Here is a 25,614-nt window from a genome sequence, read left to right as displayed (position 1 = left end):
TGGGGAGCCCACTGAATTCGGCAAAAATCGTAGACCACCACTTCAAGCGCCACGATCACGCCCGACTGTAGCTTGTTGACTGGTCAATCTGGTTCACGGGTGAAGCGATAGAACAGGTTCGGCTCGCTGACCACGTACAAATACCCTTCATTGTCGATGGTTACGCCTTCGGCCTGGGGTATGCCTTTCAGCAAACCAGCAAAACCTCTCGCCAGGGAGCGGAAACTCACCACCTTGCCCTCGTCGGTCATTTCAATCAGCAGTTTCGACTCGTCGCTGAGCAATATCAGATGGCCGCTCTGTTGATCGAAGACGACTGAAGACAGGTCAGTCGCAAACACCTTGTCTTTTACCAGGCTGGACAGGTCACGCACGTGCAAGGAAAAGCCTCCGGCCAGGCTGGCACGAAGGCCGCTCACTTCCAGCAATTGGCGAGGATCTCGCTCCTTGGTCACAAACAGGCGGTCGCCTTTCAGGTCGTAGGCGAGCCCTTCAAGGCCTTTGTTGTCTTCCTTGCCAAACGCCAGGGTGAGAGCTGGATACTGGTCTCGGCTCAATGGTCGACCAGGAGAAAGTTTACCGTCTTCGGCGATGGGGACATCCACGATAACCAGGCTCTGCCGGCGCTCCTCGGCGATTACCAGCTGGCCATTGCCGGCATAGGACACAGCTTCCACATCGTGGAAGCCATCCAGGTTGTAACGCCTTTCCACATCACCGTCACGACTAAGGGCCAATAGTTCGTTTGGGCCGTTGGTGACCGCCCACAGCAGGTTTAGGTCAGGGTCAAAGGTCAGACCCGAAAGATTGCTGTCCACACCGGAAACCGCCTTAGCATCCAGTTCAACCCGATAGCCAGGCAGCCACACAGAGCGCTCCTGCCAATCGTCGGTGTGCCAGCTGGTCTTGATCCAGAAGTACAAACGATCATCAAGGTGATGGGTGCGGACTTGGAATACGGTAAGCAATACAAGGCACAGCAGTGCCCACATCCAGGCGCTTGTTTTCCGTGTTCGGCCCAGCCAGTTTTTTGCCAACAAATACATAGAAATCTCGTTAATTGGGGCTGACGCCACGAATCGTGACGATTTCAACCCGACTCAGTGCGACTCGCACAGGTGATGCACAGCAGCGTGGCCGGATCAAATTCCAGGCGGCCCGAGGCGATCAACTCGCCGCATTGGTTACACCAGCCATACTCACCCTCGTGCCAACGCTTGAGGGCCAGTTGGAGGCGGACGCGTTCATGCTGCGCCCGACTGCGGATGGCATCGTTCATTGCTTGCTGCTGGAGTGCATCCATCCTCGACAAACGCCCTACCTTGCTTTGATCCAGCTCTACCGATTGCGAGCGAGACTCAGCGTCTTCCAGCAATCGATCCAGCTCGGCAGCCCGCTGTTCCAGCAGGGTCTTGAAATGGGCAAGATCGAGGGCGTCGTCCATGGCCATTAGCGCAGCAGTAACAGCGGACTGATGGTGGTGCGGAGCATGCTGGTCGTGGTGCTACCGACCAGGAACTGCCGGATACGGGAATGGCCATAGGCCCCCATCACCAGCAGATCAATGCCATGCTCTTTCTGATAGGCGTGCAGGGTAGGCTCTATCTCACCGCTCCGGGTCTCGGCACGAACAGTGAAGCCGGCGTTGATCAGCACTTTCTGCGCCCAGTCCAGCTGTGCAGATGCTTCATCGCTTACGGGGCCAACCATGACCAGGTGGATCGGCAACCCCTTCAGCAGCGGGCTGGCTGCCAGCATCTCCACACCCTTGCGGGTAGTAGCGCCGCCATCGAATGCCAGCATCGCGCTCTTGGGCTTTTGGAAGCTGGCCGGGGTAACCAGGATTGGCCGGTGCATGATACGAATCACGCTCTCCAGCTGGCTTCCGACCTGCTGACTCAGATTGCCACTAGACTCGCCCTGGCGACCGATGACCAGCAGGCGCGTTTCGGTTTGCAGCTCTTGCAGGCTTTCCAGCAGATCGCCATGACGTTGCTTGGACTCCGGCGCGGCCACGCCATCCTTAATGGCCCGCTCTTTCGCGGCCGCAAGCATGATCCGCCCTTGCTCAAGGGCCAACTTTCCCCGCTGTTCATCCAGGGAAGCAAGCTCATCAAGCAGATGCTCGCGGCTGCCAAGGCCGATATTGCCACTCAAGTCGGCCGCAACTGGGTACTGGCGCTGATCCAACACATGCAAGAAGGTCAGCGGGGCTTCCAGGCTCAGACTGGCCCATGCTGCGTAGTCGCACACAGCTGGAGCCGAGGTGGAACCGTCGATACAGGCAATTACTTGGGTCATCGTTGTTCTCCTTCTCAGTGGCCCATGAGTTGATCAATGGCGTCGGGTTTATCGTGAACACCAAAGCGATCCACGATAGTGGCGCTTGCTTCGTTGAGACCCAGCACTTCAACTTCGGTGCCTTCGCGGCGGAACTTGATAACCACCTTGTCCAGGGCTGCAACAGCGGTGATATCCCAGAAGTGGGCGCGATTCAGGTCGATGGTTACCTTGTTCAGGGCTTCCTTGAAGTCGAAGGCCGCGACGAACTTGTCTGCCGAGCTGAAGAACACCTGGCCGGTGACGTTATAGCTACGATGCTCGCCGGCTTCGTCCAGCAAAGAGCTGATTGCCATGTAATGGCCAACCTTGTTGGCGAAGAACATCGCGGCCAGCAGCACGCCGGCCAGCACGCCGAAGGCCAGGTTGTGGGTGGCGACCACGACCACCACGGTGACGACCATGACAATGTTGGTCGACAACGGGTGCTTCTTCAGGTTGCGCAGCGAATCCCAACTGAAGGTGCCGATGGATACCATGATCATTACGGCTACCAGAGCAGCCATTGGGATCTGCTTCAGCCAATCGCCGAGGAATACCACCATCAGCAGCAGGAATACGCCTGCTGCCAGGGACGACAGGCGAGAGCGACCGCCGGATTTCACGTTGATGATCGACTGACCAATCATCGCGCAGCCGGCCATACCGCCGATCAGACCCGAAGCAATGTTGGCCACGCCCTGGCCCTTGCACTCGCGGTTCTTGTCACTAGGGGTGTCGGTCAGGTCGTCAACAATGGTCGCGGTCATCATCGACTCCAGCAGACCGACCACGGCCAGTGCTGCCGAGTAAGGGAAGATGATGGCCAACGTCTCGAACGTCAGCGGCACGTCAGGCCAGAGAAAGATTGGCAGCGTATCCGGCAGTTGACCCATATCACCGACCGTGCGGATATCCAGCCCAACCGACATGGCAACGGCGGTCAGCACGATGATGCACACCAGCGGCGATGGGATGAGCTTGCCGATCTTCGGGACATAGGGGAACAGATAAATGATGCCGAGGCCTGCGGCTGTCATGGCGTAGACGTGCCAGGTGACATTGGTCAGCTCGGGCAGCTGAGCCATGAAGATCAGGATCGCCAGCGCATTGACGAAGCCGGTCACCACCGAGCGCGAAACGAAGCGCATCAGCGAGCCGAGCTTCAGGTAGCCAGCACCAATTTGCAACACGCCACACAGCAGCGTGGCGGCCAGCAGATATTCAAGACCATGGTTCTTGACCAGGGTCACCATCAGCAGTGCCATGGCCCCTGTCGCGGCTGAAATCATGCCTGGGCGGCCACCGACAAAGGCGATCACTACGGCGATACAGAATGAGGCGTAGAGACCAACTTTGGGGTCGACGCCCGCAATGATAGAGAAAGCGATGGCTTCAGGGATCAGCGCAAGTGCGACGACGATCCCCGCGAGCACGTCGCCACGGACGTTGGAAAACCACGTTTGTTTGAGTGTTTGTAGCATCAGAATATCCAAAGCAATGCACCGCACGCATGCCAGGAAATGGCGAGCGCGTCGATACGAATTCAAATTGTGAGGATTATTTTGCTGTGCGCTTTGGGTGTAAGAACCGGGCGTACAGCAGTACGCAGCCGCGAGCGAAACTGGCGGAGGCGAGGTGTTGCGAGGGGGCGTAGCGCTAAGGCGGCGTAGGCTGCCAGTAGAGCGTTTGGAGTACAGTCATGCTGGTGTTCCTGTAGCTCAAGGGGTATGCGGAGCCAAAAGTATACAGTGAAGCTATCGTCGATTGCGATCCGCCGCCCTGCTTTGCGAAGCCACGTCTGAAATAGGCTTAGTCGAGGAGTATCGCCATCAGGAACGAAGGAAAATAATCAAAAAATGTTAGTGGGTTAATTCCCTTATAAATCAATATCTTACAACAAACTAACTGTTAGGATCATTCAGATACAACGACGGCTGTGTAATCGCCAGGTCATATGACGCCAAGCCGTACGTGAAGATGGGCGAGCCCTATTTCCAGGCCAAGGAGAAGCTGCGGCGGCATGGCATCGTGGCGTTTTCGTCCAACTATGCCCTGTATGGCGACATGAGCGAACGAGTTATGTCGCTGATCGAATCGATGGTGCCCGCGGCCGAGGTCTACTCGATCGATGAATGCTTCGCTGATCTCACTGGCGTGCGGGGTAGTCTGACCCAATTCGGCCGCGAGGTACGCGCCAAGGTGCTGCGCTGCACTGGCATCCCTGTCGGTGTGGGGATCGCCCGTACCAAGACCCTGGCAAAGCTTGCCAACCACACGGCGAAGCGCCTGCAGGCGCATACGGGTGGGGTGGTCGACATCACTGATGACTTCAAGCGCGACTGGGTACTGCGCAACACTGAGGTGAAAGAGGTCTGGGGCATTGGCCGGCGGATGACGGCACACCTCGAGGCGATGGGCATCCGCATGGCCATGGACCTGGCGAAGGCAGATCCGCGGATGCTGCGTGACAAGTTCAGCGTGGTGGTGGAGAAGACAGCGCGCGAGCTCGCCGGCACGGCGTGCCTCGAACTGGATGAGGCTGATCCGCCGAAGCAGGAGATCTGCTGCAGCCGGATGTTCGGTAAGAGAATGACCGAACTGACACCAATCAAGCAGGCGGTAGCGACCTATGCAGCGCGAGCAGCCGAGAAGCTGCGCGCCCAGGGGTCGGTGTGCAAGCGCATGCGAGTGTCGATCCGCACAGGTATGTTCAATCCCAACGAACTGCATTTGGCGAAAGGGGCGCTGGTTGAGCTGCCTTACCCCACGAGCGACACCCTATTGCTCACGCGGGCAGCGACTGAGGCTGTGGAGAAGGTCTACCAGGACGGGTACCGCTACAGCAAAGCCGAGGTGCTACTGCTCGATCTACGGCAACCGGGTGAATTCACTGACGATCTGTTCGCGTCAACGCAGCCAGTTGCCTGCGATCGCCTGATGACGGTTATGGATGGCATAAACCATCGGTACGGCAAAGGTACACTGAGGTCCGCCAACGTTCCACGAAGCCCGGAGTGGGGTATGCGTCGAGAACTCCTGAGCCAGTCGTTTACAACCCGGATTGACCAGTTGTGGCGTGTCTACTGCAGATAGAGCTGAGCGCGAGCGTCGGTGATCATCTTTCCAACTCGGCATGGTTAAAAAAATCCGTGCAAGCGGGCTAAGTATTTTCTGCTGAATCAGGATCATGGTTGCGCGAGGGTGTACTCGGCTTCGAGAGGACACCCATGAAACTGCCGATCCGAAAACACCTGCCCCTTGCTATGGGCCTGCTCATCCTGGGCGCCATCATCGCGCTCCAGCAGTACCAGCTGTCGACTCTGTCTCGCACCGTGAATGGAGCAGCAGAAAAAGTCTCGATCGATGCACTCCAGAACAGGGTGAGCGCGATCGACGATCGGCTCGACACTGTGTCAGGCAAACCCCTGGTCACGATGGAAGACTTCCGTATCAGCCAGCAAGCGCTCTCGAGCCGGATCGATGCTGTGCAGGCCACAGCAACGCAGGCCCACGAGGCTGCAGCTGAAGCCACTCGCTCATCCGCGACTGCGGGCGATCTTCTAGTACTGAAAGCCGACCTTGAGTCGCTCGACGGCAAACTGCAGAAAATGAGCAAGCCTCAGGCTCAGGCGACTGCACCAGCCCCCAAAGCCTCCTCCAAACCGAAGCCGAAGCCCGCACCGGTTAAAGCCCCACCAATCCCGCAAGATCCTCCGCCCTTCCAGATGGTCGGCCTCGAATACCGAGGCGGAGAGCGTTTCCTGTCTGTTGCCCCCACTGGTAGCACGCGGCTGAGCCAGATCTACCTTATTCGGCCTGGCGAAGAGGTCAGCGGCAGCAACTGGCGCCTCAGGGCTGTAGATGAACGGACCGCAACCTTCGACGCCGGCGGAACAACCCGAACCCTGAGCATCCAGCCATGAGTAAAACACCATGAATCTACCGATCGTTCGAGCCATCGCCTGCGCCTGCGCCTGCGCATTTACCGCAATTGGCATTGAGGCCGCGCCGGTTCCTTCCGCAGCTGGAGGGGCCGCCTCCAGTGTTCAACAGCTCACCAGCGAAAGCACCCTGTCCCAGAACAAGCTCGATGATAGAGCCGCGCAGGAGTGGGGCCTGACCACCAAGGAGTTCGAACGATATCAAGAGGTAATGCAGGGACCCCGGGGGGTGTATTCGCCAGGGCTTGACCCTCTCACCGCGCTGGGAATCGAGGCCCGATCAGAGAGCGAACGACGCCGGTTCGCCGAGCTGCAGGTCCAAGCAGAGCGCCAGCGAGTCGATCGGGAGCTCGCCTACCAGCGAGCCTACGACGAGGCGTACCAGCGCCTGTTTCCAGGCATCAAAGCCATTGAGATTTCGACCACCCCTTCGGGCCAGGCCGGATCTGGGAGCGGCCCAGCTCTGGAGGGCAACGGGCGCATGGCACTCTTCGTCAAAGACGACTGCCTACCCTGCATCGACCAGGTCAAACGGCTGCAGGCGTCACAGACGCCGTTTGATCTGTATTTCGTCGGCAGCCAGCAAGACGATGAAAGGATCCGCCGCTGGGCAATTCTCGCGGGTATTGACCCGTCCAGCGTTAAAAGCCGACTGATCACACTGAATCATGACCAGGGCCGCTGGGTTCGCCTCGGGCTAGGTGGCTCGCTGCCAGCCGCGGTAACACAGGTGAATGGATCATGGCGTCGTCAATGAGCGGGTGGCGGCTCTACGTTCTGTCGGTGGTTCTGCTCGCCGGCAACGCATGGGGTGTAGAGGATCCGCCAGCAGCTTACAAGGCGATCGGCATCAGACACGGGGTCCCGCCCGTTGTGCTCTATTCGGTGGCACTGCAGGAAAGCGGGACGCGATTGCGCGGGCAGCTTGTGCCGTGGCCCTGGACGTTGAATGTGGCCGGAACCGGCTACCGCTTCGCCACACGAGCAGACGCTTGCCAAGCTCTGATGATAGCGATTGTTAAGGCTGGACCCGCTCGGGTCGATGTGGGGCTGGGACAAACAAATATTCGCTACAACGGGCATCGCTACCGCTATCCCTGCGAAGGCCTGGATCCATACAAGAACCTGGCGGTGACCGCTCAGATCCTGGCTGAACAAAAGGCTAAGGGTGGAACCTGGATCGATGCTGCGGGGCGGTATCACCGCCCTGCCGGGGGGGCGCCGGCCGCGAAGTACCGTAGCTATTTCACGAAACATCTTAGCCGGGTCACCGGCATCAAATTCGAGGTAGTGACCCCATGACATATCCCCACGCCTGGCGATCCTACGTCGTGCAGGCCCTGGCCTTCTCGATCGTGAGCAGCCTGGCTCTGCCCAGCAATGCTGATCAGCAAGCGGTGCTCACCGTGGTGGAGGACCGTGGCGGTTCATCCGCATTGTCCTACTACCAAGACATTGATCCCGAGCCCACGCACACCACCCCAGTTGTGACTGGCGTCCGGGCGGGCGGGGCATTTCCGGTGTTGACTCCAGAACTGAGCCCCGGCCCAGTACAGGGACGAGTGATCAACGCAGCAGGCCTGCAGCCGATGTTCATCGTTGGGGATGATCCAACGTCGCAGGCCTGGCTCAAGCAGAAGCTGTCGGCACTTCAAGGCCTGCAGGCAGTAGGCCTTGCTGTGAATGTCAGCAACGCTGCACGACTGCAAGAGATCCGCCGCTGGGCACCTGGGTTGCAGGTGATGCCTGTACCTGCCAGCGATATTGCTGGTCGCCTGGGGCTGCAGCACTACCCGGTGCTGATCACAGCTACAACCCTTCAGCAGTGAGAACCGGTATGCGCCCAACACGACTATCGCCAGTGTTCACACTGATCATCAGCCATCCCCTACACCGGCCCGGCCGGGAGCAAATGATCGAGCAGGTTCGCCATGTGAGCGAGCTGTACGGTGCTCGCTTGACAGGAATCTCCGAGCTCAACGAACACGCATTCGCCCAGCGCCTGGCCGAACGGCTGACACCGGACCAGGTTGAGCAAGCGCGTGCGGAAGTCGACGCCATAACATTCACCGCGAGGACTTGAGATGGCGACCTACACCCTTGAATCTCTGCTCCGGCCGCCAGTAGAGCTTTTCACTACTGCGGTTTGCTATGTGGCAGCTTCGCTTTGCATTGGCGCGCCCTGGGCTTTTGCGCTGACCCCACTATTTGGAATTGTCGCCGCGCTGGGTTTTATCTACCTGGGCACCATTCGGCTGCTGCAGGCGCGGAGGGTCCTAAGGTACCAGGCGAACCTCAGGCGACTTCCCCACTACACCATGGCTAGCGCTGAAATGCCGATCAGCAACGAGCGCCTGTTCATCGGACGCGGGTTCCGGTGGACTCAGAAGCACACACAGCGCCTGGCCGACACCTACCTCCCTCAGTTCGCGGCCTACGTCGAACCGACGAACCTTTATGAGCGGGCGCGCTGGCTGGAGGAACGCCTGGAGTTCGCCCCCTTCCCACTGAAACTGATCACGAAACTCACTGGTTGGGATTCCAACTGGAACCCCGCTCGACCTCTCCCACCGGTGGGGGGCCTGCCCCGATTGCACGGGATCGAACCAGATGAGCAGAATGTCAGTCTCCCTCTGGGTGAGCGCGTGGGTCACACACTGGTCCTGGGCACCACACGGGTGGGCAAGACTCGCCTGGCGGAAGTGTTCATCACCCAGGACATTCGCCGAACGCATCGCCGCGGGCCGCGAGTCCGCATGGGGCGACGGAGCCAAACCTCCCATCGATGGAGCCGGCGCCGGCGAGCAGAGGAACAGGCCGACCACGAAGTCGTGATCGTTTTCGATCCGAAGGGCGATGCCGATCTGCTCAAGCGCATGTACGTCGAGTGCAAGCGCGCCGGGCGCCTCGACGAGTTCTACGTGTTTCATCTGGGATGGCCGGATATCTCCGCTCGCTACAACGCCATCGGCCGCTTCGGCCGAATCAGTGAGGTGGCCACTCGCATCGCTGGTCAGCTCTCCGGCGAGGGTAACTCTGCAGCATTCCGGGAGTTCGCCTGGCGGTTCGTCAATATCATCGCCCAGTCACTTGTCGCGCTCGGCCGTCGCCCTGACTACGAGCAGATCCGCCGGCACGTCATCAATATCGACGAGCTGTTCATTGAGTACGCACAGAAGTACTTCGCTGAACATGATCCGAAGGCATGGCAAACCATCGTCGAACTTGAAGGCAAGATCGATCGCAAGAACCTGTCTTTCGCCATGAAAGACCGCCCGCTGCGCGTGGTGGCCATCGACATGTACCTGACCCAGAAGCGCATCAACGATTCGGTTATGGATGGCCTGCGCAGCGCTGTCCGCTACGACAAGACCTATTTCGACAAGATCGTCGCATCGTTGCTGCCACTCCTGGAGAAGCTCACCACTGGGCGTATCGCTGAACTGCTTGCCCCCGACTACCTGGACCTCGCCGATGAGCGTCCCATCTTCGACTGGATGCAAGTGATCCGAAAACGCGCCGTGGTCTATGTTGGCCTCGATGCACTATCCGACACCGAAGTCAGTGCGGCCGTGGGCAACTCGATGTTCAGTGACTTGGTCTCTGTTGCAGGCCACATTTACAAGCACGGCATCGACGACGGCCTGCCGGGACATATGGCTGGGGGCAAGGTACGCATCAACCTCCACGCTGACGAGTTCAACGAGCTCATCGGGGACGAATTCATCCCGATGGTGAATAAGGCCGGTGGTGCCGGCATCCAGGTCACCGCCTACACCCAGACGATGAGTGATATCGAAGCGAAGATCGGCTCGAAGGCGAAAGCCGGCCAGGTGATCGGTAACTTCAACAACCTATTCATGTTGCGTGTTCGGGAAACCGCGACCGCTGAGCTGCTGACCAACCAGCTACCAAAAGTGCAGATCTACAACAGCACGCCGGCGAGCAGCGCGAACGACTCTGTCAACGGCAAAACCGCGTTCACCTCAAGCTCGCACGACCAGGTGCAGCTGGCGAGTGTGCCGATGATTGAGCCAGCCCACGTGGTGGGACTGCCGAAGGGACAGGCCTTCGCGCTCATCGAAGGTGGGAATCTGTGGAAAATCCGCATGCCGCTCCCCGCGAACGACCCAGACGAGGTCATGCCCGGCAACCTGCAGGAGCTGGCCGCCGGCATGCGGCGATCGGCAGCGTCCTCGAACGATTGGTGGGAAGCCCCTGGCTATCAAGAGCTGAAATCAGCTTTGCCCGAAGACCTGGTTGAAGATTTCCGCCAGGTGGCCACCGATGATGCAGCTTGAGGTGTAGCCAATGTCAGATGACGTATCAAAGAAGGCCGAACAGCAGCAAGAGCGACAGGAATCGCTGTTCAGCAAGATCTTCTGGTTCCCGATTACCTTCATCGGCGTAATGTTCAGCTCGCTGTTCCTCGCCATCGTGGTCGACTGGGTATGCCTGTACTTCTTCTGGCCAGAGGCCGGGTGGCGGCACGGTCAGCAAATGCTGGTCAGCGAGGTCGGCTGGTTATCCAAGGGCCTGGTCCATAGCGCTGTCGTCCAAGAGCCCGGGCGCACCGCGACCTGGCTGGTCACTGAAGCTTACGACTGGCTGGTCGTGAAGACCGGGATGCTTAGCTGGGTCCAGGGCATGGAGTCGATCGCTCAAGCCGGTCCCCGCAACGAGCTGGACATGCGCTATTGGGCCGCGCAGAGCGTCACAACGGTACAGAACTATGCCCTGGCCGCCCTGTTCACCGTCCTGGTGTTTTGCGTCCGCCTGGTCGTGCTGCTGATGACGGTACCGCTTTTTGCCATGGCTGCACTCACAGGCCTGGTCGACGGTCTGGTGCGGCGAGACCTCCGTAAATTTGGTGCCGGCCGGGAGTCCAGCTACCTGTACCACAAGGCCCGGGCAACGATGATGCCGTTGGCCATTTTCCCCTGGACTTTCTACTTGGCGCTCCCGATCAGCATCAGCCCAATGCTGGTACTACTCCCCTGCGCTGCCTTACTCGGGGTGTCCGTGAGCATTACGGCCGCGAGCTTCAAGAAGTATTTGTGAGGAAGAGAACGATGCAATGGACACACGAGCAGTCGCCAATCATCGAGTCGGAGGCCCCGAAACTCCTTATCCAAGCCGGCGCTGGCAGTGGCAAGACCACAACGTTGGTGGGCTATGCGCAACACCACTCCCGCCTGCGGATTCTCTATCTCTGTTACAACAAGTCGGTCGAGATCGCCGCGCGTGGCCGATTTCCGCGCAACGTGGTGAACAAAACTGCGCACGGCCTGGCCTACGCCGTCTATGGCACACAGTTCAGCCATAAGCAGACCAACAACTTGCGACTGACCGATATCGCCCGAGCGCTTGATACGCAGGACTGGGAGCTGGTCAGGGACGTGCTAACCACCCTCAACAACTATATGGCCAGCGCCGACGACCTGATCGAGCGCTGCCACTTTCCACGGTTTCGTGACCGCCCGATGCTGACCTCCGCCCAGGAGCGCTACCTGAACCAGGCGCTGGTAGCAGCGATGAGCATCTGGAAGCGCATGACTGACCTGCAGGACACAGCGGTGCAGATCACGCATGACGGATACCTGAAGCTGTACCAGTTGAGCAAACCCGACCTGAGCCAGCGCTTCGACTGTGTCCTGCTCGATGAGGGACAGGACGTAAACCCCGTCATCGCTGACATTGTACGCATTCAGCGTATTCGCAAGGTGGCCGTGGGTGATCGTCACCAGCAGATCTATCGCTTTCGAGGGGCGGAAGACGCTCTAAATGCCAGCTGGATGGCCGGGGCTGAGAAGCACTACCTGACCCAGAGCTTCAGATTTGGGCCTGCAGTCGCCCATGTCGCTAACATCATCCTGTCCTACAAGGGAGAAACCAGGAAGCTGCAGGGACTGGGCGAGAAGACACTGGTGAAGAAGGCGCTGCCGGTCGGGCTGCCGCACAGGACATACATTCATCGGACCGTTATCGGGGTGATTGAAAACGCACTTTGCCTGGTCACCGAGAAGCCCAAAATCTACTGGGTTGGCGGCATCGATAGCTATTCAGTACGCGACCTCGAGGACCTGTTCTATTTCAGTCGCCAACAGCGCGATCTGGTCCAGAACAAAAAGCTGCTCCGTGACTACCGAGACTATGGCCAGTACGTGGAAATCGCCGAGGTTAGCCAGGACAGCGAGATGATCCGATCGATCAAGATCATCAACATGTATCCGGATCTGCCTCAGCGAATCTTGGCCCTGCGCTCATGCACTGTGGACCAAGAGCTAGATGCAACTATCACCCTCACCTCTGCCCACAAGTCGAAAGGCCTGGAGTGGGATTTCGTCGGGCTCTTCGACGACTTCACGTCGGACCCGCTCTCACCTGATATCGATCCAGGTCGACGAGATGATGAATTGAACCTTCTGTACGTGGCCGTCACCCGGGCGATGAAGATCCTCGCCATCAACAGTCTGGTGCTGTCCATCATGGAACGCTATGTGGACGCTCTCGCCCCAGGAGCGCGTCAAGCGCGCGGCTGATTAAATAAAGGAGTCACTATGAGCAAGAAATTCGAACACCGCGCTGAGTATGTCGCTATCCCATTCAAAAACGCGACTAGCGGCGCTTGGATATTCAAGAGCACAGAACAGACGCTTGAGCCCGATGTTGCGTCTCTTTTGGCAGAAGAGGAGCAACTGCAGAAGAAGATGCTCGAGCTCGGAGCCGAAGGCTGGGAACTCGTCAGCACCCAGCCAGTGTGCCGGGGCGAGATCAAAGTGGGCAATCAAAATGCCCAGGCCTGGTCCTACGGGTTCCCAATGCCGGTCGGATATCTGCTCTTTTTCAAACGCGAGTCAGTAGCCTGACCAATCAGGCGCTTTAAGCTTCATGATCATGTCCTGGGAGTAGGGCCAACATGGCGTTGGCCCTCCTGACCATCTCGACCAGCTCCACTGAGCTCACCTCTCGTCGGTGCTGCAGCATCTCGGCGGCCAAAACCGCTTTGTCGTAGCAACCTTCATCTCGGAAACGGGCACCCAGAAAGTCCGATACCCAAGCTTCAAACGCCGGCGAGTTGGTGGTTTTCCGCGGCATAAGACTCCCCCACAGATCAGTTTTTCCCGTATGCCTACTCCTTGGCTTAACTTCGGCTCATTGTAATCGGTCTGGGCCGTTCAATCGCCCTACCAAAGTGGATCAATCCACTTCACCAAAGCGTGACCGGCTTAGAGAAAAAATTCTACGGACCTCAGATAAGTATTTCTTGAGGCGCCCCTCCACCTGGTCTCGGCATTCTGACGCCCACAGTCAGTTGCCCCAGAGCCCAGCCGTGAACAAGCCATCCCTCCTCCTTGTATCTCCTCGCCGAATCCTGCTTGGCGCGCTGATCAGCGTCAGCGGCGGCTTTTCACTAATACCGAGCGCTCAGGCGGCCGGAGCATCAGAACAGGCCAACATCGAGGTGATGATCCGGCAGTTGAACGCGCTGGAGGACTCGGCGCGGCGCAGCGCCACAATCGCCAGCGAACCTGGCCAGCGCTACTACTTCGACTATGAACGTCTGGCTGGCGACATCCAGCGCGTTCGTCAGGGCCTGCAAGAGTACCTGACCCCAAGTCGCGCACAGCCGCGAGATCCGGCAGAGCTGGCTGGGAAATACACCCTCACCGGCGGGCGGATGCCATGAGCATGAGCGGCACTCAAGTCGCAGCTTTCAACGCTGCAAGCGGCGTCACCCCCCAGGCCAGCACCGTGCTGTTCGTAGGCACCGTCATCGCACTGTCGACCCTGTGGGGTGCCTGGGCGCTGTACAGCATCTACCGGGGCTGGGCGACTCAGAACATCGACAGAAACATTGCAGCCGCATCGACCGTCAAGGTCATCGTCCTGCTGCTGATCCTCGCCACACTCGTTCTCAGCTAGCCAAGGAGCTAACCGATGTCAATCCGCACCATCACCAAGTCACTCACCGGCGCCGCCGCATTGATTATGGGCCTGAACCCCATCATTGCCGCTGCCGCATTACCAGGAGCACAAGCCCCTACACGCGGCGAGGGAACCAGCTGGCTGCAAACCATCCAGAACTACGGTTACGACGGTTTCATGCTGATCGGCCTCTTCCTGCTCGGAGCCATGATGGTGGGGGTCGCCTCCCATGCCTACGGCGTTTACCACGATATCCATGAGGGCAAGAAAAAGTGGCGAGACCTGGGGCTCACCGCTGTGGTCGGGATCTGCCTGATCGGCGTCGGCATCTTCATGGTCACCAAAGCTACTGGCGTCCTCTAACTGGTGATGCGACATGGCTGAGACCACTTACCTGAAGGATGGAACGCTCGATTTCCTTCCCCACAACCTTAATAGGCAGCCCATCGTCATGGGAGGTCTCACTGCGGATGAAATGTGGGGAACGGTCGGTGCTTGTGGGGGGGGCCGGGGTGATTCTGGGCATCCCCGTGTCGTTCTTGTTCGGCAACCCAGCTCTCTTCATCGCTTGCGCTCTTGTAGGTGGAGCTCTGGGCTTGACCGTGGCAAGCCGGATCCTCCGGAAGATGAAACGCGGCCGCCCGGATACATGGTTTTACCGCCAGCTCCAGTTCTACAAGGCTCAACACCTCCCCTTCCTCGGTGGCCCCCAGTTGGTCATCCGGAAGGGGGCGTGGACATGCCGTCGTACAGGAAAGTAGGAATCTTCATGAGTTTTCGAAAACGAGTGGATGCTCAGCAAGCACACATTCTCAGCTTGCGAATCGCGGTAATTGTGCTGGGCGCAGTCAGCCTGTTCGCGTTTTACGGCTGGCACAAAGCCCCCGAAGACCTGACCGTGCATGTGCCGCCGGACCTCCGCTCCGGCAGTACTCGCAAATGGTGGGAGGTGCCACCAGAGAACGTGTATGCCTTCGGGTTCTATATCTTCCAGCAGATGCAGCGCTGGGAGAAGAACGGGGACGACGACTACCAGGACAACATCGAGCGTCTGGCGTCCTACGTGACCCCTGGCTGCAAGGAGTACCTGCAGAAAGACTACGAGATGCGCCGTAACGCCGGTGAGCTGCGCCGCCGTGAACGGAATGTCTCAGAAATCCCGGGCCACGGGTTGACCGACCCTGGCGTGCTACGCGTGGAAGAGATCGGAATCAACGATTGGACAGTCAATCTGGATCTACTCGCTGACGAGTCAGTGAACGGCGAGCGGGTCAAGCGTGCAATGACCCGTTATCCACTGTCCATCGTCCGGGCCGACGTCAACCCAGAGAAAAATCCGTTCGGGTTGATGTGGAACTGCTATGCGTCCAACCCGCAACGCATCGAGGTTGATCTGCAAGCAGCCGGGGTGAAGCCATGAATCTGCGCGCATGCCTCTTTGTTCTGGGCCTCTCTGCAGTTGCCAATGTGAAAGCGGTAGAGCTGCTGCAGTGGGACCGTATCCCCATGGCAATCCCGCTGATTGTCGGTCAAGAGCGCATTGTGTTCGTCGACCAGAACGTGCGGGTAGGCATGCCTCCGCAGCTTGTTGACCAACTGCGGGTCCAGAGCACCGGCGGCGCCGTCTACCTGCTGGCCAGCAAGGAAATTCCACCGACCAGGCTGCAACTGCAGAACGTGGCCACTGGCGAGATCATGCTGGTGGATATTGCCGCGACACCAGCGGCAGAGGGCCAAGCCAAGCTCGAACCCGCGAAGATCGTCGCCGGCGCGGCCCCTTCTACCTACTACGGCGATACCACCTCGATGCAAGCTCCGACGAAGCGATCCGCGACGTCGGAGGAGGAGGAGGAGGATGTTCCGCCAGCACCCCGACATGAGACACCTGCGCCGGTGGCCCTGACCCGCTATGCGGCGCAAATGCTGTATGCCCCACTCCGGACCGTTGAGCCTGTCGCCGGCATCAGCCAGGTGCGTGTTGATCGAGCCCTGGACCTCAGCACCTTGTTGCCGGTGTTACCGGTGGAAGCATCGGTGCTGGGGGCTTGGCGCCTCGACAACAGCTATGTCACGGCAGTCAAACTCAGAAACCTGAGTGCCCAGCAGTTGACGATGAATGCAACAGAGCTGATGGGCAACTTCTCCACGGCGACATTCCAGCACCCGTACCTCGGAGCTAGTGGAAATGCCAGCGATACCACCACGCTTTATCTGGTCACCCAAGGAAAGGGGCTGAAAGAGGCCCTGCTGCCGTCTTCGGTCAGCCAAATTGATCCGAAAGCAGGAGGGCGCCGTGGGCAGTCTGAAAAGTAATCCACTCCTCAAGTACCTGCTCATCCCCGTGCTGATCGTCGCGCTCATCATCGTCTTCAAGGGGGGGAGTAAAAAAGAGGAGCCGAAGGCTCCTGAAGATAAGCCGATCATCATCGGCGGCGACACCGCGCGCAAGCTAGGGGTGGACGGTGATACTCCGGCCGACACCCTCCGCACGGTGGTCGCTGAAAGTCGGGAGGTGAAAGACCAGATCGCGAAGGTGCTGACCGACAACAAAGAACTGAAGGACCAGAATGCAGAGCTTCAGCTTCGGCTCTCGCGCATAGATCAGAATGTCGACAACAAGCTGAATGATGCGAAGGGCGAGCTGCAGGAGCAGGTGAAGAACCAGAGCGTGGGCCTGTTGGACCAGTTCCAGCGTCAGTTGGATAACCTGTCGCAGAACCCCAATGCCGCTGGGCAGGACCTCCCAATTGGGCTCGGAGTGCTGCCAGGTGACGGCGCGGGCTTCGACAAAGGGACGAAGTCCAATGGACTCGTATGGGTTGAACCGACCGATGCCACTGCCTTGGACGCTAGCGGTAAACCCCTTCAGCCCGGCTCCGCCCAGACGGCCAGTAGCTTCAATTTTCCCACCAGCTTTGGGAGCACCCTGGACAAAGGCCAAACAGTTCTCACCGCGACGGCCCAGAACGTCGGCGCTGATTTGTCTCCCCAGGATGCCCGCAAGCAAGTACGCAAAGCCTATACCTTGCCCCAGAACTCGACCTTGATGGGGTCGGTGGCCATGTCGGCGCTCATTGGCCGCGTACCGATCGATGGAACAGTCAATGATCCCTTCCCTTTCAAGGTCCTGATCGGTCCGGACAACCTCACCGCAAACGGCATCGAGATCCCTGACGTCGTCGGTGCTGTTGCCAGCGGTACCGCATCAGGCGACTGGACATTGTCCTGCGTGCGCGGGCAAGTCCGGAGCCTGACCTTCGTGTTCGCAGATGGCACGGTCCGATCGTTCCCTGCCCCGGCAGAAGAGGCCAACGGCAGCCAGAACAACAACCAGAACAGCAGCAACGGTAACGGGCAGCCAGCGATCCAGGGCGGACTCGGCTGGATCAGCGACTCCTACGGCATTCCTTGCATCTCCGGCGAGCGCCGATCCAACGCCAAGGAGTACTTGACCAACCAGTCCCTGGTGACGGCCGCGGGCGCCGGCATCGCCAAACTGTTGAAGGCTGATGAGCAAAATAGCTCCACTACCTTCAGCAGCGGAGGAACTTCATTCGGGACCACGGGTTCCTCGGGGAACTCCGCCATGGGCGCGATCCTGACCGGTGGGGTCAGCGACATCCGCTCCTGGATGAACAAGCTCTACGGCGAAGCTTTCGCCGCCGTGTACGTACAGCCCGGGGCGAAGGTCGCCGTCCACTTGGACCAGCAGCTCGCCATCGACTACGAGATCAAAGGCCGCAAGGTCGATTACAACGCCGGAGCCAACCATGTATCCGCAAACCTGGACTAAGCCCCGCCTGCAGGCCGGGGCCTGGCTCGTGCTCGCCCTTATTCTAGGCGGATGCACGACTGACAAAGACGAGCTGCTCCCCCACGGGGAAGCCAACATGATGGACGTGTGGCAACACGGCACGTCTGGCGGGAGCTCTGGCAGTTCCAACAGCAGAATGTTGCTGGATGCGCGCCAAGAGCTGCGCCGACCGCTCGATGAGGCTCAGGTGGCTCGCCAACAGGCAAGTGCTGAAGCCTTCAACCGCACACCCCAGAACGAAATTTACAGCCAGTTCAAGCGCCTACCGAACCCTGATCTGGTGATGTACGTGTTCCCACACCTGGCTGGTACGGATCCGGTCCCAGTCCCGGGGTACACCACGGTGTTCCCGATGTATCAACGCGTGCAGTACGCCATGCCAGGCGAGCGGACGGAGGAGTACTGATGCAGTTCATCAGCAAATTGCTGGGCAAAGGCCCTGCAACGCCTATCGAGCCCGTGCTCGGCCAGCCGACAACCGATATCGACCTTGTCGACGACTATCCCGCAACAGCCAGTACTGTCATTAACGAAGAAGACCGCCAGGCTGCGAATGACCGGTACATAGCTCGCCTGGAGTCCATGGGAATCCCTTCACCCATCGACTGGCAAAACCCTAAACGTCGGCCGGCGACAAAAGCTGACGTGGCGAGGATGTACGAGGTCAACCCGTCGTTCGTGGACATGCTGCCATGGGCAGAATACCTGCCCGAGGAAGAAGCCATGCTCCTCGAGGATGGCATTTCCAGGGCGGCGTTTTTCGAGTTGATCCCGATCGGGACCGAGGGACGCTCCGACGACTGGCTTCAACAAGCTCGCGATGCGTTGCAAGGTGTCCTGCAGGACAGTTTCGACGAGCTCGAGAGCTCTCACTGGGTAGTGCAGCTTTATGCCCAGGACGAAACGGACTGGACCGACTACCTGCAAACACTCCAGGCCTACGTCCAGCCCCGGGCTGAGAACACGGATTTCACCAAGCTCTACCTCGCGCTGTTCCGCCACCACCTCGAGTCCATCTCCAAGCCAGGTGGATTGTTCGTCGACACGGCAGTCAGCAACCTCCCGTGGCGTGGTCAGACACGGAAAGTCCGCCTGGTGGTGTATCGCCGAGTAAAGAAACAGGACGTCGTGGTGCGCGGCCAGGAGCCTTCCGCCTACCTCAAAGCGATCTGCGACCGTCTTAAAGGATCCCTGGCCAACGCCGGCGTGACAACCAAACGCATGGATGGCCATGCGATCAAGCGTTGGCTCGTAGGCTGGTTCAATCCACACCCAGATCACCTGGGCTCGACTGAGCGCGATATCCGACGTTTCTACGAAGAGGTGTGCCAGCCAGCCCGCGAGTTGCAAGAGGGTGAGCTGCCGGTGGCGAGCGGCACCGACTTCTCGGAGAACTTGTTCTACAGAGAACCGCGCTCGGATATCGACAGCGGTCTCTGGTCGTTCGACGGCATGCCGCACCGGGTTGTGATGCTGGATCGCCTGAAAAATGCCCCCCTCACTGGGCATCTGACCGGTGAGACCAAGCAGGCCGACTCATTGAACTCGCTGTTCGACCGGCTGCCGGAGGATACCGTGTTGTGCATCACCATGGTGCCGACCCCGCAGGATCTGCTGGAAGGGCATCTCGAACAGCTATCCAGGAAGGCTATCGGGGATACACAGGCGTCCAGTCACACCCGGGATGACGTTGAAACGGCGCGGTCCCTTCTCGGACGAAAGCACAAGCTCTACCGGGGAAGTGTCGCGTTCTTCCTCCGTGGTCAGAATAAAGCCGTGCTCGAGGAGCGCACGACTAGCTTGTGCAACGTGCTCCTCGGCGCCGGCATGCAACCAGTCCAGTCACAGGACGAGGTAGCTCCTCTAAACAGCTACCTGCGCTGGTTGCCATGCAACTTCGACCCGAATGAAAACCGCGCCTTGGATTGGTACACCCAGCTTATGTTCACCCAGCACATCGCCAATCTGGCACCAGTCTGGGGGCGCTCCACTGGCACAGGTAACCCGGGCTTCACCCTATCCAATCGAGGGGGGGCAGCGCTGACCTTCGATCCGCTGAACAAGCTCGACCGACAAATGAACGCGCACTTGTTCTTGTTCGGCCCCACCGGCGCGGGTAAATCTGCCACAGCCAACTACCTGATCATGCAGGCCATTGCGCTCTACCGCCCTCGACTCTTCATCATCGAGGCCGGCAACAGCTTCGGCCTGCTGGGCGATTTCGCCAAGCGGCTTGGCCTGACCGTCAACCGGGTACGGCTCGCTCCGGGTAGCGGCGTAAGCCTCGCCCCGTTCGTCGACGCCGTGCAGCTCGTAAAAAACAAGGACCAGGTCAAGGTCTTGGATGCCTCGGACGTGGATGCATCGGACCAGCACCTGACCGACGCACTGGCGGGGATGGAGGACGAGCAGAGGGACATCCTGGGCGAGCTGGAGATCACAGCCCGCCTGATGATCACTGGCGGCGAATCGAAGGAGGATGCGCGACTCACTCGGGCCGACCGCAGTGCCATCCGGCAGTGCATCATCAACGCCGCCGAGCTGTGCGTAAGTAAAAACCGTCCGGTGTTGACTGAAGACATCAGCGCAGCGCTGCAGGCGATGGCCAGCGACGACAAGCTCCCTGAAAGCCGGCGCAACCGGTTCATGGAGATGGCCGAGGCCATGGGGATGTTCACCATGGGCACCGAGGCTGAGATGTTCAACCGTCCTGGTACCGCCTGGCCGGAAGCTGACATCACAATCGTCGACTTGGCCACCTACGCTCGTGAGGGCTATCAAGCCCAGATGGCCATCGCCTACATCTCCCTGCTGAACACCATCAACAACATCGCAGAGCGGGACCAGTTCAAAGGCCGACCACTTATTGCCTTCACCGACGAAGGCCACATCCCATTGAAGGTGCCACTGCTCTCCCCGTATTCGGTGAAGATCACCAAGATGTGGCGAAAACTAGGTGCCTGGTACTGGATGGCAACCCAGAACGTTGACGATATCCCTCCAGAAGCATCCGCCCTGCTGAACATGATCGAGTGGTGGATCTGCTTGAACATGCCGCCTGACGAGGTGGAGAAAATCGCGCGTTTTCGTGAGCTCACGCCGGCGCAGAAGACGATGATGCTCTCGGCACGGAAGGAAAACGGCAAGTTCACCGAGGGCATCGTCCTGGCCAAGCGGATCGAGATGCTGTTCCGTGTGGTGCCACCCAGCTTGTGCCTTGCTCTGGCCATGACCGAGCCAGAAGAAAAGCGGCAGCGTTACGAAACCATGCAGGCGCTCGGCTGCGATGAGCTACACGCAGCACTGCAGGTGGCCGCGGACCTGGACCGCAAACGCGGTATCACTCCCTATCCCATCACCTTACCCGAATCAAAGAAGGCCGTGGAGCGCGTGGCATGAGAGTCATGAATACCCTGACCCAGAACATCATTGATAGCCTGACCCAGCTGCTCAAAGAGCCCGGGCACGACACACTCCAGTCATTGTCGGTTTGCGCACCAGTGCTCATTGACGAGCTGCAACAGATCAAAAATAACGCCCTCGATCGTCGCGACATCATTCCGCTGGTTCAGTCCGTGTTGGATGAGTGGCTGAAGCAGCATCCTCAGCCTGACGGTGCCATTCACGATCTACAGGCCGCCCTGCAGAAGCTCGGGCAGCCTGAAGTCCCCTCTCATGCTCGGGGGGATGAGCATGCGTAAGAACAGGCTCAAACTCATCGTGGTCGGCATCATCGCGATCACTGGCCTCGGCGCTGGCTGGCTGCTGGCAAAGAACAACAGCACACGCCCCGCCGATGAGACCTGGTATTTGGGTCCGTCCAGTGCCCGCTGGGTGATCACGGAGTACGCCGATCTGGAATGCCCATACTGCAGGGCATACACGCCACAACTGAAGCGATGGGTGAGCGAGCAAGAGAACGTGAAGCTCGCTTGGCATCACTTCCCTCTCGATAGTCATGGCCCTGCAGCAGTATCAGAGGCAAGGCTCGTTCAATGCGCGGGTTCATTGGGCGGGGCTTCGGCGTTCTGGGAAGCGATCGACCAGGTCCTGCTGCGCACACATGGCAATGGCCAGGGGCTCGCTGATGAGTTGGAGGTACCTGGCATCTCTGCAGAAGGTCTTTCCACTTGCGCGAGGACAAGACTGGATATCCGAGCAGCCGTTGAACAGCAATTGGCTGTGGCCAAGGGCCGGGGCATTGCCGCTACCCCTACGATCGAGGTCACCGACAGTTTGACGGGGCACAGCATGCGCCTGGAGGGTCCCGTGGATAGCGCCACACTGCTGTCGGTCATTGATGCCCTCGCAGCCCAGGCCACTGCGAGCAAGGAGTAGCCAGGGTAATGATCACGCTCACGGTCTCCCGCATCGACAACAATGACGAAGAAAGCAATCTACCAAGCAGGTTCTTCCCAAGCGCAGGCTCTGGCCATGGATGGTTTCAGCTTGAGTCGACCGGGGAAGAATTCCCCTCACACGATGAGCTGAGCTGGGCTCTCCAGGAGTGGAACGACGACTGCGTGCTCATGGACTATGACGCGACCATAGGCAAAGGTCGGTTCGTAATAGTCGACTGGTATGCCCCAGCGCCCGGGACCGTGATCGAGCTGCAGCTGCAGCGCGATATGGACCTGGAAGAACTTGATCCTGGTGACGAAGAATGGTTCGACTAGTTCACATTTTTGTAGTGACCTGAAATCCGGGCAGTATGGAGCCCCCTTAACGAGCCTGCCACACGGAAGACACTTCGCTTACGTCCGTGTGGCGATTCACCAAGAAATCCAAGTACCGTCAAATATCTATTTCCTACTGCGCCTGGCGGGCCGATCCGTTTTCCTGTACCCGTCCCCACTTCAGGTGCAGCCTCAATGTTCAATATCCCCCTGCCTTCATCGCGAGTGATCTCGTTGTTGGTCGCCGCGCTGGCCACCGGTACCGCGCATGCCGAGACCTGGGCCATCACAGACGCGGCGCACCCACTCACCTCAGTACCGGCAGATGTGCGTGTCATCAAGCTCGATGATCAACAGCGCATCGAGGAGCAGTTGTCCAGGAAGTTACCACCCAACCCGCACCAAGCCGCGCTCGCCGCTAGGCAACTAATGGGCACGCCGGCCGGAGCTGCGCTCATGCAACAGCTGGCTGCCGCTCAGCAGGGCAATGCCGATGCCTGGAGTGTCGGAGTCTCGAAGGTGCCGGCAGTCGTTGTCGATCGCCGGTTTGTGGTCTACGGCCAACCCGACGTGGCTGCTGCCATTCAGGCAATCAACCAGGCAAGGGGACGATGATGAGACGAATCTCGCGACTCACCTTGGCTGGGCTTCTAACCTCGGCGCTACCTTTCTCAGCCTCCGCGGCCATCAGCTCGGCGGCGATTCTCGCCTCCACCACCTCGCCTACCTGCCTGGAATACAAAGTAGTCGGCATCTGCTACTGGCTGCTCTGCACACCCGTTGGCTGCACGGTCAAAACCTCAACCAAAGTCCGGCACTACATTCCGGACGCAGTGGTATCCGCCTATGCCAACACAGGGGAGAACCCGTGGACAGAGGTAAGCCCCATGGGGGCGCCCAATGCGACGGCGCAAGCCGGCAATGATGGGACTACCAACCACAACGCCGAGAACAACATCACAAAGTTCAAGGAGGCTGACGTCATCGGTCACCCTGGAGCTGCGGTATTCAGCCGATTTGTAAGCTCTGTTGGCTACTCCTGCCACGGCGCGACTACCCCCTACGTGCCCTACATGCTCAGCACCCTGGACACCCTCGCATGGCGGTACGGGGTTCCCGAATCCGTCTATCCAGAGGCCCTGATCCCCGGCATGCGGGAGGTCGGTGGACTTCTCTCGGCCGACATGTGGGGGAGCGTCTACCCACGGAGCGGGTTCATCCACCAGGTCGACGACTTCAAGGCCGGTGCAGTCATCGCCCAGCGCGCCGGTGACATCACCACCCGCGTAGGACAACCCCACGTGTACCTGCCTATGCGCTCCCTGCCGGAGCCTGGCTACTGGCCTGCCGGGGAACTGAAAGAAGGTGATGCCAGCACAGGCAAGTGGCAGGAGCTGACGCCAACCATCAGCCCTACCTGCGCCGTGTTCCCCTCCCCTGGCCCGAATGCCGACGCAGTCGACGAAGCCTATGCCTGGGCCCTGTGGCGGCCCTATTCATGCTGCCAGCGCAAGGGCCAGACCTTCCTGGGAAGCACTGACTTCCAATGAGATAAGACATGGAGAGCTATATGAACAAATTTACCATCGCCATCATTCTCGCTACTGGCATGGGCAGTACCTGGTGTATGGCTGAGGCCGCCGACCCAATCAAGGTGGAGTCCCAGGGCAGCGTGATCGGGGACGACGTGCTCTACAGTATCGGCGGCGGCAGCGCTGTCCAGATGGGCAGCGCTGGCCAGATGGAAAGCATCACCGTCGGCGCCGGCTGGCAGAACAACCTGGTCTGCGGAAACATGGACCTCAGCAACACCCTGCAGAACCAGCTGAACGGCGCAACACAGGGCTTCCAACAGATCATGGGCAGCGTCATCCAGAACGCGACCGGCGCTGTCACGTCGTTGCCGGCACTGATTCTGCAGCGGGCAAATCCCGCCCTCTACAACCTGCTGACCAACGGGATCCTGCAGGCGCGCCTCGACTACGACCGATCGAAGGGAACCTGCAGGGCGATGGCCGAACGGATGGCCGACATTGCCGGCGGCCAGATGGGGTGGGGCAAGGTTGCCGAAGGTCAGAAGATGGGGCAAGCCCTGGCATCGAGCAACGATGCCGTGGCAGTGGTCGACAAGGTCGAGCAAGCTCCAGGATCGAACGGCGTGACCTGGGTCGGCGGTAAACAGGCCGGTGGCAATGGGCAGCAGCCCATCAAAGTGGTTGGGGATGTTGCCAAAGCAGGCTACAACCTCCTCAACAACCGCGCAGCTCAGGACACCTCGAGCATCCCGCAGTCCAGCTGCTCCAATGGACTGGTATGCGGCAGTTGGGAGTCTCCGGCCGAAGCCGCCCAGTTCGCAAACCGGGTCCTGGGTGAACAGCAGTTGCAGACCTGTGAAGGATGCACGACCACCTCGACTCCGGGTGTGGGCTTGACCCCGCTGATCCAGGAAACATACGACAAGAAGCTCGCGGCCCTGCAGGAGCTCTTGAAGCCCGGGACACAGATCACCTCCGAGAAGCTGCGTGAAGCAAGCAGCGACTCCCTCCCCATTACCCGCGGCGTAGTTACTGCCCTTCGTGACGAGCGGGATCAGGCAGTATTGGCCTCCCGCCTGGCGTCCGAGGTCGCCCTGGCTGATGTCCTGGAGAAAGGTCTGCTGCTGCAGCGCATGCTGATTACAGGCAGCAAGGAACCCAACGTGAATGCGAACAAGCTCGCCGTTGAGGCCACACTCGGCCAGGTCGACACGCTTCAGCAACTCATCACCAACCTCAAGACCGAGCTCGACATGCGGCAGCAGCTCGCCAACAACTCTCCGATGAAGATCATCGAGCGCAGCAAGTCGCGCGCCGAAAGTTCCCGCTCGATCTACGAAGCGGCGCCTGAACAGGATCGCCTGATTCAGCTGCAGAAGCCTGCCGGCAAGGAGTGA

General features: G+C 59.4%; 27 protein-coding genes and 2 pseudogenes. 25 read left to right on the top strand and 4 right to left on the bottom strand.

The features are described 5' to 3' along the window. Positions 1-83 precede the first annotated feature (83 nt). From PM2_RS06025 to PM2_RS06010, 4 genes are read right to left on the bottom strand one after another with little or no spacing between them, the layout of a single operon-like run. Positions 84-1,046: an SdiA-regulated domain-containing protein gene (locus PM2_RS06025; protein ID WP_014003922.1), complete on the bottom strand. Its 963-nt coding sequence runs from the start codon at positions 1,044-1,046 to the stop codon at positions 84-86. 44 nt (positions 1,047-1,090) lie between these two features. Beyond that, complete coding sequence (locus tag PM2_RS06020) at positions 1,091-1,450, bottom strand: TraR/DksA family transcriptional regulator (protein ID WP_004574007.1); 360 nt, start codon at positions 1,448-1,450, stop codon at positions 1,091-1,093. Next, positions 1,450-2,301, bottom strand: coding sequence for a universal stress protein (locus PM2_RS06015; RefSeq protein WP_004574008.1), 852 nt, complete (start codon positions 2,299-2,301; stop codon positions 1,450-1,452). The genes PM2_RS06020 and PM2_RS06015 overlap by 1 nt, the downstream gene beginning before the upstream one ends. 14 nt (positions 2,302-2,315) lie before the next feature. Next, positions 2,316-3,803 carry a SulP family inorganic anion transporter gene (locus tag PM2_RS06010; RefSeq protein WP_004574009.1) on the bottom strand — a complete coding sequence of 496 codons (1,488 nt, stop codon included), beginning with the start codon at positions 3,801-3,803 and terminating at the stop codon, positions 2,316-2,318. 445 nt (positions 3,804-4,248) lie between these two features. Here PM2_RS06010 and umuC point away from each other — a divergent pair. The 25 genes and pseudogenes from umuC to PM2_RS05885 form a co-directional block, all read left to right on the top strand. Next, a pseudogene (umuC, locus tag PM2_RS06005) lies at positions 4,249-5,415 on the top strand (translesion error-prone DNA polymerase V subunit UmuC); the annotation flags it as partial. Between the two features lie 134 nt (positions 5,416-5,549). Then, positions 5,550-6,245, top strand: coding sequence for a hypothetical protein (locus tag PM2_RS30685; RefSeq protein WP_028700162.1), 696 nt, complete (start codon positions 5,550-5,552; stop codon positions 6,243-6,245). 10 nt (positions 6,246-6,255) lie between these two features. After that, a complete protein-coding gene (locus tag PM2_RS05995) occupies positions 6,256-7,020 on the top strand; it encodes a TIGR03759 family integrating conjugative element protein (protein ID WP_042131460.1) in 765 nt (254 codons plus the stop codon). After that, on the top strand, positions 7,017-7,565 hold the full coding sequence (locus PM2_RS05990) for a lysozyme family protein (RefSeq protein ID WP_420874945.1): 549 nt from the start codon (positions 7,017-7,019) through the stop codon (positions 7,563-7,565). The genes PM2_RS05995 and PM2_RS05990 overlap by 4 nt, the downstream gene beginning before the upstream one ends. Beyond that, complete coding sequence (locus tag PM2_RS05985) at positions 7,562-8,092, top strand: integrating conjugative element protein (protein ID WP_042131458.1); 531 nt, start codon at positions 7,562-7,564, stop codon at positions 8,090-8,092. Before PM2_RS05990 ends, PM2_RS05985 begins: the two co-directional genes overlap by 4 nt. 8 nt (positions 8,093-8,100) lie before the next feature. Continuing rightward, the gene (locus tag PM2_RS30680; RefSeq protein ID WP_217998274.1) at positions 8,101-8,346 is read left to right on the top strand and encodes a hypothetical protein; all 246 of its coding nucleotides are present in this window, start codon (positions 8,101-8,103) and stop codon (positions 8,344-8,346) included. A gap of 1 nt (position 8,347) precedes the next feature. Continuing rightward, positions 8,348-10,564, top strand: coding sequence for a type IV conjugative transfer system coupling protein TraD (gene traD / locus PM2_RS05980; RefSeq protein ID WP_028700158.1), 2,217 nt, complete (start codon positions 8,348-8,350; stop codon positions 10,562-10,564). 10 nt (positions 10,565-10,574) lie between these two features. Further along, positions 10,575-11,324 (top strand): TIGR03747 family integrating conjugative element membrane protein, encoded by a 750-nt coding sequence (locus PM2_RS05975; RefSeq protein ID WP_028700157.1) that lies wholly within the window; start codon positions 10,575-10,577, stop codon positions 11,322-11,324. Positions 11,325-11,335: 11 nt separating this feature from the next. Further along, positions 11,336-12,805, top strand: coding sequence for a UvrD-helicase domain-containing protein (locus PM2_RS05970; RefSeq protein ID WP_028700156.1), 1,470 nt, complete (start codon positions 11,336-11,338; stop codon positions 12,803-12,805). A gap of 18 nt (positions 12,806-12,823) precedes the next feature. Continuing rightward, entirely contained in the window at positions 12,824-13,132 is a 309-nt protein-coding gene (locus tag PM2_RS05965; RefSeq protein ID WP_028700155.1) for a DUF4177 domain-containing protein, read from the top strand. A gap of 503 nt (positions 13,133-13,635) precedes the next feature. Beyond that, positions 13,636-13,953, top strand: coding sequence for an integrative conjugative element protein, RAQPRD family (locus PM2_RS05955; protein ID WP_028690570.1), 318 nt, complete (start codon positions 13,636-13,638; stop codon positions 13,951-13,953). A 2-nt stretch (positions 13,954-13,955) separates the two neighbouring features. Further along, entirely contained in the window at positions 13,956-14,189 is a 234-nt protein-coding gene (locus PM2_RS05950) for a TIGR03758 family integrating conjugative element protein (RefSeq protein WP_371040110.1), read from the top strand. Between the two features lie 66 nt (positions 14,190-14,255). After that, entirely contained in the window at positions 14,256-14,555 is a 300-nt protein-coding gene (locus PM2_RS05945; protein ID WP_232888488.1) for a TIGR03745 family integrating conjugative element membrane protein, read from the top strand. A gap of 13 nt (positions 14,556-14,568) precedes the next feature. Further along, positions 14,569-14,953 (top strand): annotated as a pseudogene (locus tag PM2_RS05940) (TIGR03750 family conjugal transfer protein). Positions 14,954-14,961: 8 nt separating this feature from the next. After that, the gene (locus PM2_RS05935) at positions 14,962-15,612 is read left to right on the top strand and encodes a PFL_4703 family integrating conjugative element protein (RefSeq protein WP_023628669.1); all 651 of its coding nucleotides are present in this window, start codon (positions 14,962-14,964) and stop codon (positions 15,610-15,612) included. Continuing rightward, entirely contained in the window at positions 15,609-16,505 is an 897-nt protein-coding gene (locus PM2_RS05930) for a TIGR03749 family integrating conjugative element protein (protein WP_028700153.1), read from the top strand. The genes PM2_RS05935 and PM2_RS05930 overlap by 4 nt, the downstream gene beginning before the upstream one ends. Further along, positions 16,486-17,985 (top strand): TIGR03752 family integrating conjugative element protein, encoded by a 1,500-nt coding sequence (locus PM2_RS05925; RefSeq protein WP_028700152.1) that lies wholly within the window; start codon positions 16,486-16,488, stop codon positions 17,983-17,985. The genes PM2_RS05930 and PM2_RS05925 overlap by 20 nt, the downstream gene beginning before the upstream one ends. Further along, positions 17,963-18,412: a TIGR03751 family conjugal transfer lipoprotein gene (locus PM2_RS05920; RefSeq protein ID WP_028700151.1), complete on the top strand. Its 450-nt coding sequence runs from the start codon at positions 17,963-17,965 to the stop codon at positions 18,410-18,412. Before PM2_RS05925 ends, PM2_RS05920 begins: the two co-directional genes overlap by 23 nt. Continuing rightward, positions 18,412-21,405, top strand: coding sequence for a conjugative transfer ATPase (locus PM2_RS05915; RefSeq protein ID WP_420874943.1), 2,994 nt, complete (start codon positions 18,412-18,414; stop codon positions 21,403-21,405). Before PM2_RS05920 ends, PM2_RS05915 begins: the two co-directional genes overlap by 1 nt. Beyond that, complete coding sequence (locus PM2_RS05910) at positions 21,402-21,707, top strand: death domain-containing protein (RefSeq protein WP_028700149.1); 306 nt, start codon at positions 21,402-21,404, stop codon at positions 21,705-21,707. The genes PM2_RS05915 and PM2_RS05910 overlap by 4 nt, the downstream gene beginning before the upstream one ends. After that, complete coding sequence (locus PM2_RS05905) at positions 21,700-22,344, top strand: DsbA family protein (protein WP_233425951.1); 645 nt, start codon at positions 21,700-21,702, stop codon at positions 22,342-22,344. The genes PM2_RS05910 and PM2_RS05905 overlap by 8 nt, the downstream gene beginning before the upstream one ends. Positions 22,345-22,352: 8 nt before the next feature. After that, positions 22,353-22,682, top strand: a complete 330-nt coding sequence (locus tag PM2_RS05900) for a hypothetical protein (protein WP_042131452.1) — start codon at positions 22,353-22,355, stop codon at positions 22,680-22,682. Between the two features lie 195 nt (positions 22,683-22,877). Beyond that, positions 22,878-23,297, top strand: coding sequence for a TIGR03757 family integrating conjugative element protein (locus PM2_RS05895; protein WP_042131450.1), 420 nt, complete (start codon positions 22,878-22,880; stop codon positions 23,295-23,297). Beyond that, positions 23,297-24,232: a TIGR03756 family integrating conjugative element protein gene (locus tag PM2_RS05890; protein WP_033741395.1), complete on the top strand. Its 936-nt coding sequence runs from the start codon at positions 23,297-23,299 to the stop codon at positions 24,230-24,232. Before PM2_RS05895 ends, PM2_RS05890 begins: the two co-directional genes overlap by 1 nt. A gap of 20 nt (positions 24,233-24,252) precedes the next feature. Continuing rightward, the gene (locus PM2_RS05885) at positions 24,253-25,614 is read left to right on the top strand and encodes an integrating conjugative element protein (protein WP_023628680.1); all 1,362 of its coding nucleotides are present in this window, start codon (positions 24,253-24,255) and stop codon (positions 25,612-25,614) included.

The organism is Pseudomonas monteilii NBRC 103158 = DSM 14164, from assembly GCF_000730605.1.
Taxonomy (GTDB): Bacteria; Pseudomonadota; Gammaproteobacteria; order Pseudomonadales; family Pseudomonadaceae; genus Aquipseudomonas; species Aquipseudomonas monteilii.
This window is presented reverse-complemented; position numbering and strand designations above follow the sequence as displayed.

Coding starts and splice junctions, on each gene's coding strand:
- PM2_RS05885 (WP_023628680.1), top strand. CDS start 24,253: ATGAACAAATTTACCATCGCCATCATTCTCGCTACTGGCATGGGCAGT.
- PM2_RS05890 (WP_033741395.1), top strand. CDS start 23,297: ATGAGACGAATCTCGCGACTCACCTTGGCTGGGCTTCTAACCTCGGCG.
- PM2_RS30680 (WP_217998274.1), top strand. CDS start 8,101: ATGCGCCCAACACGACTATCGCCAGTGTTCACACTGATCATCAGCCAT.
- PM2_RS05930 (WP_028700153.1), top strand. CDS start 15,609: ATGAATCTGCGCGCATGCCTCTTTGTTCTGGGCCTCTCTGCAGTTGCC.
- PM2_RS05975 (WP_028700157.1), top strand. CDS start 10,575: ATGTCAGATGACGTATCAAAGAAGGCCGAACAGCAGCAAGAGCGACAG.
- PM2_RS06015 (WP_004574008.1), bottom strand. CDS start 2,301: ATGACCCAAGTAATTGCCTGTATCGACGGTTCCACCTCGGCTCCAGCT.
- PM2_RS05900 (WP_042131452.1), top strand. CDS start 22,353: ATGATCACGCTCACGGTCTCCCGCATCGACAACAATGACGAAGAAAGC.
- traD (WP_028700158.1), top strand. CDS start 8,348: ATGGCGACCTACACCCTTGAATCTCTGCTCCGGCCGCCAGTAGAGCTT.
- PM2_RS05970 (WP_028700156.1), top strand. CDS start 11,336: ATGCAATGGACACACGAGCAGTCGCCAATCATCGAGTCGGAGGCCCCG.
- PM2_RS05950 (WP_371040110.1), top strand. CDS start 13,956: ATGAGCGGCACTCAAGTCGCAGCTTTCAACGCTGCAAGCGGCGTCACC.
- PM2_RS05945 (WP_232888488.1), top strand. CDS start 14,256: ATGGGCCTGAACCCCATCATTGCCGCTGCCGCATTACCAGGAGCACAA.
- PM2_RS05990 (WP_420874945.1), top strand. CDS start 7,017: ATGAGCGGGTGGCGGCTCTACGTTCTGTCGGTGGTTCTGCTCGCCGGC.
- PM2_RS05995 (WP_042131460.1), top strand. CDS start 6,256: ATGAATCTACCGATCGTTCGAGCCATCGCCTGCGCCTGCGCCTGCGCA.
- PM2_RS30685 (WP_028700162.1), top strand. CDS start 5,550: ATGAAACTGCCGATCCGAAAACACCTGCCCCTTGCTATGGGCCTGCTC.
- PM2_RS05985 (WP_042131458.1), top strand. CDS start 7,562: ATGACATATCCCCACGCCTGGCGATCCTACGTCGTGCAGGCCCTGGCC.
- PM2_RS05915 (WP_420874943.1), top strand. CDS start 18,412: ATGCAGTTCATCAGCAAATTGCTGGGCAAAGGCCCTGCAACGCCTATC.
- PM2_RS05935 (WP_023628669.1), top strand. CDS start 14,962: ATGAGTTTTCGAAAACGAGTGGATGCTCAGCAAGCACACATTCTCAGC.
- PM2_RS06025 (WP_014003922.1), bottom strand. CDS start 1,046: ATGTATTTGTTGGCAAAAAACTGGCTGGGCCGAACACGGAAAACAAGC.
- PM2_RS05910 (WP_028700149.1), top strand. CDS start 21,402: ATGAGAGTCATGAATACCCTGACCCAGAACATCATTGATAGCCTGACC.
- PM2_RS05965 (WP_028700155.1), top strand. CDS start 12,824: ATGAGCAAGAAATTCGAACACCGCGCTGAGTATGTCGCTATCCCATTC.
- PM2_RS05895 (WP_042131450.1), top strand. CDS start 22,878: ATGTTCAATATCCCCCTGCCTTCATCGCGAGTGATCTCGTTGTTGGTC.
- PM2_RS05905 (WP_233425951.1), top strand. CDS start 21,700: ATGCGTAAGAACAGGCTCAAACTCATCGTGGTCGGCATCATCGCGATC.
- PM2_RS05920 (WP_028700151.1), top strand. CDS start 17,963: ATGTATCCGCAAACCTGGACTAAGCCCCGCCTGCAGGCCGGGGCCTGG.
- PM2_RS06020 (WP_004574007.1), bottom strand. CDS start 1,450: ATGGCCATGGACGACGCCCTCGATCTTGCCCATTTCAAGACCCTGCTG.
- PM2_RS06010 (WP_004574009.1), bottom strand. CDS start 3,803: ATGCTACAAACACTCAAACAAACGTGGTTTTCCAACGTCCGTGGCGAC.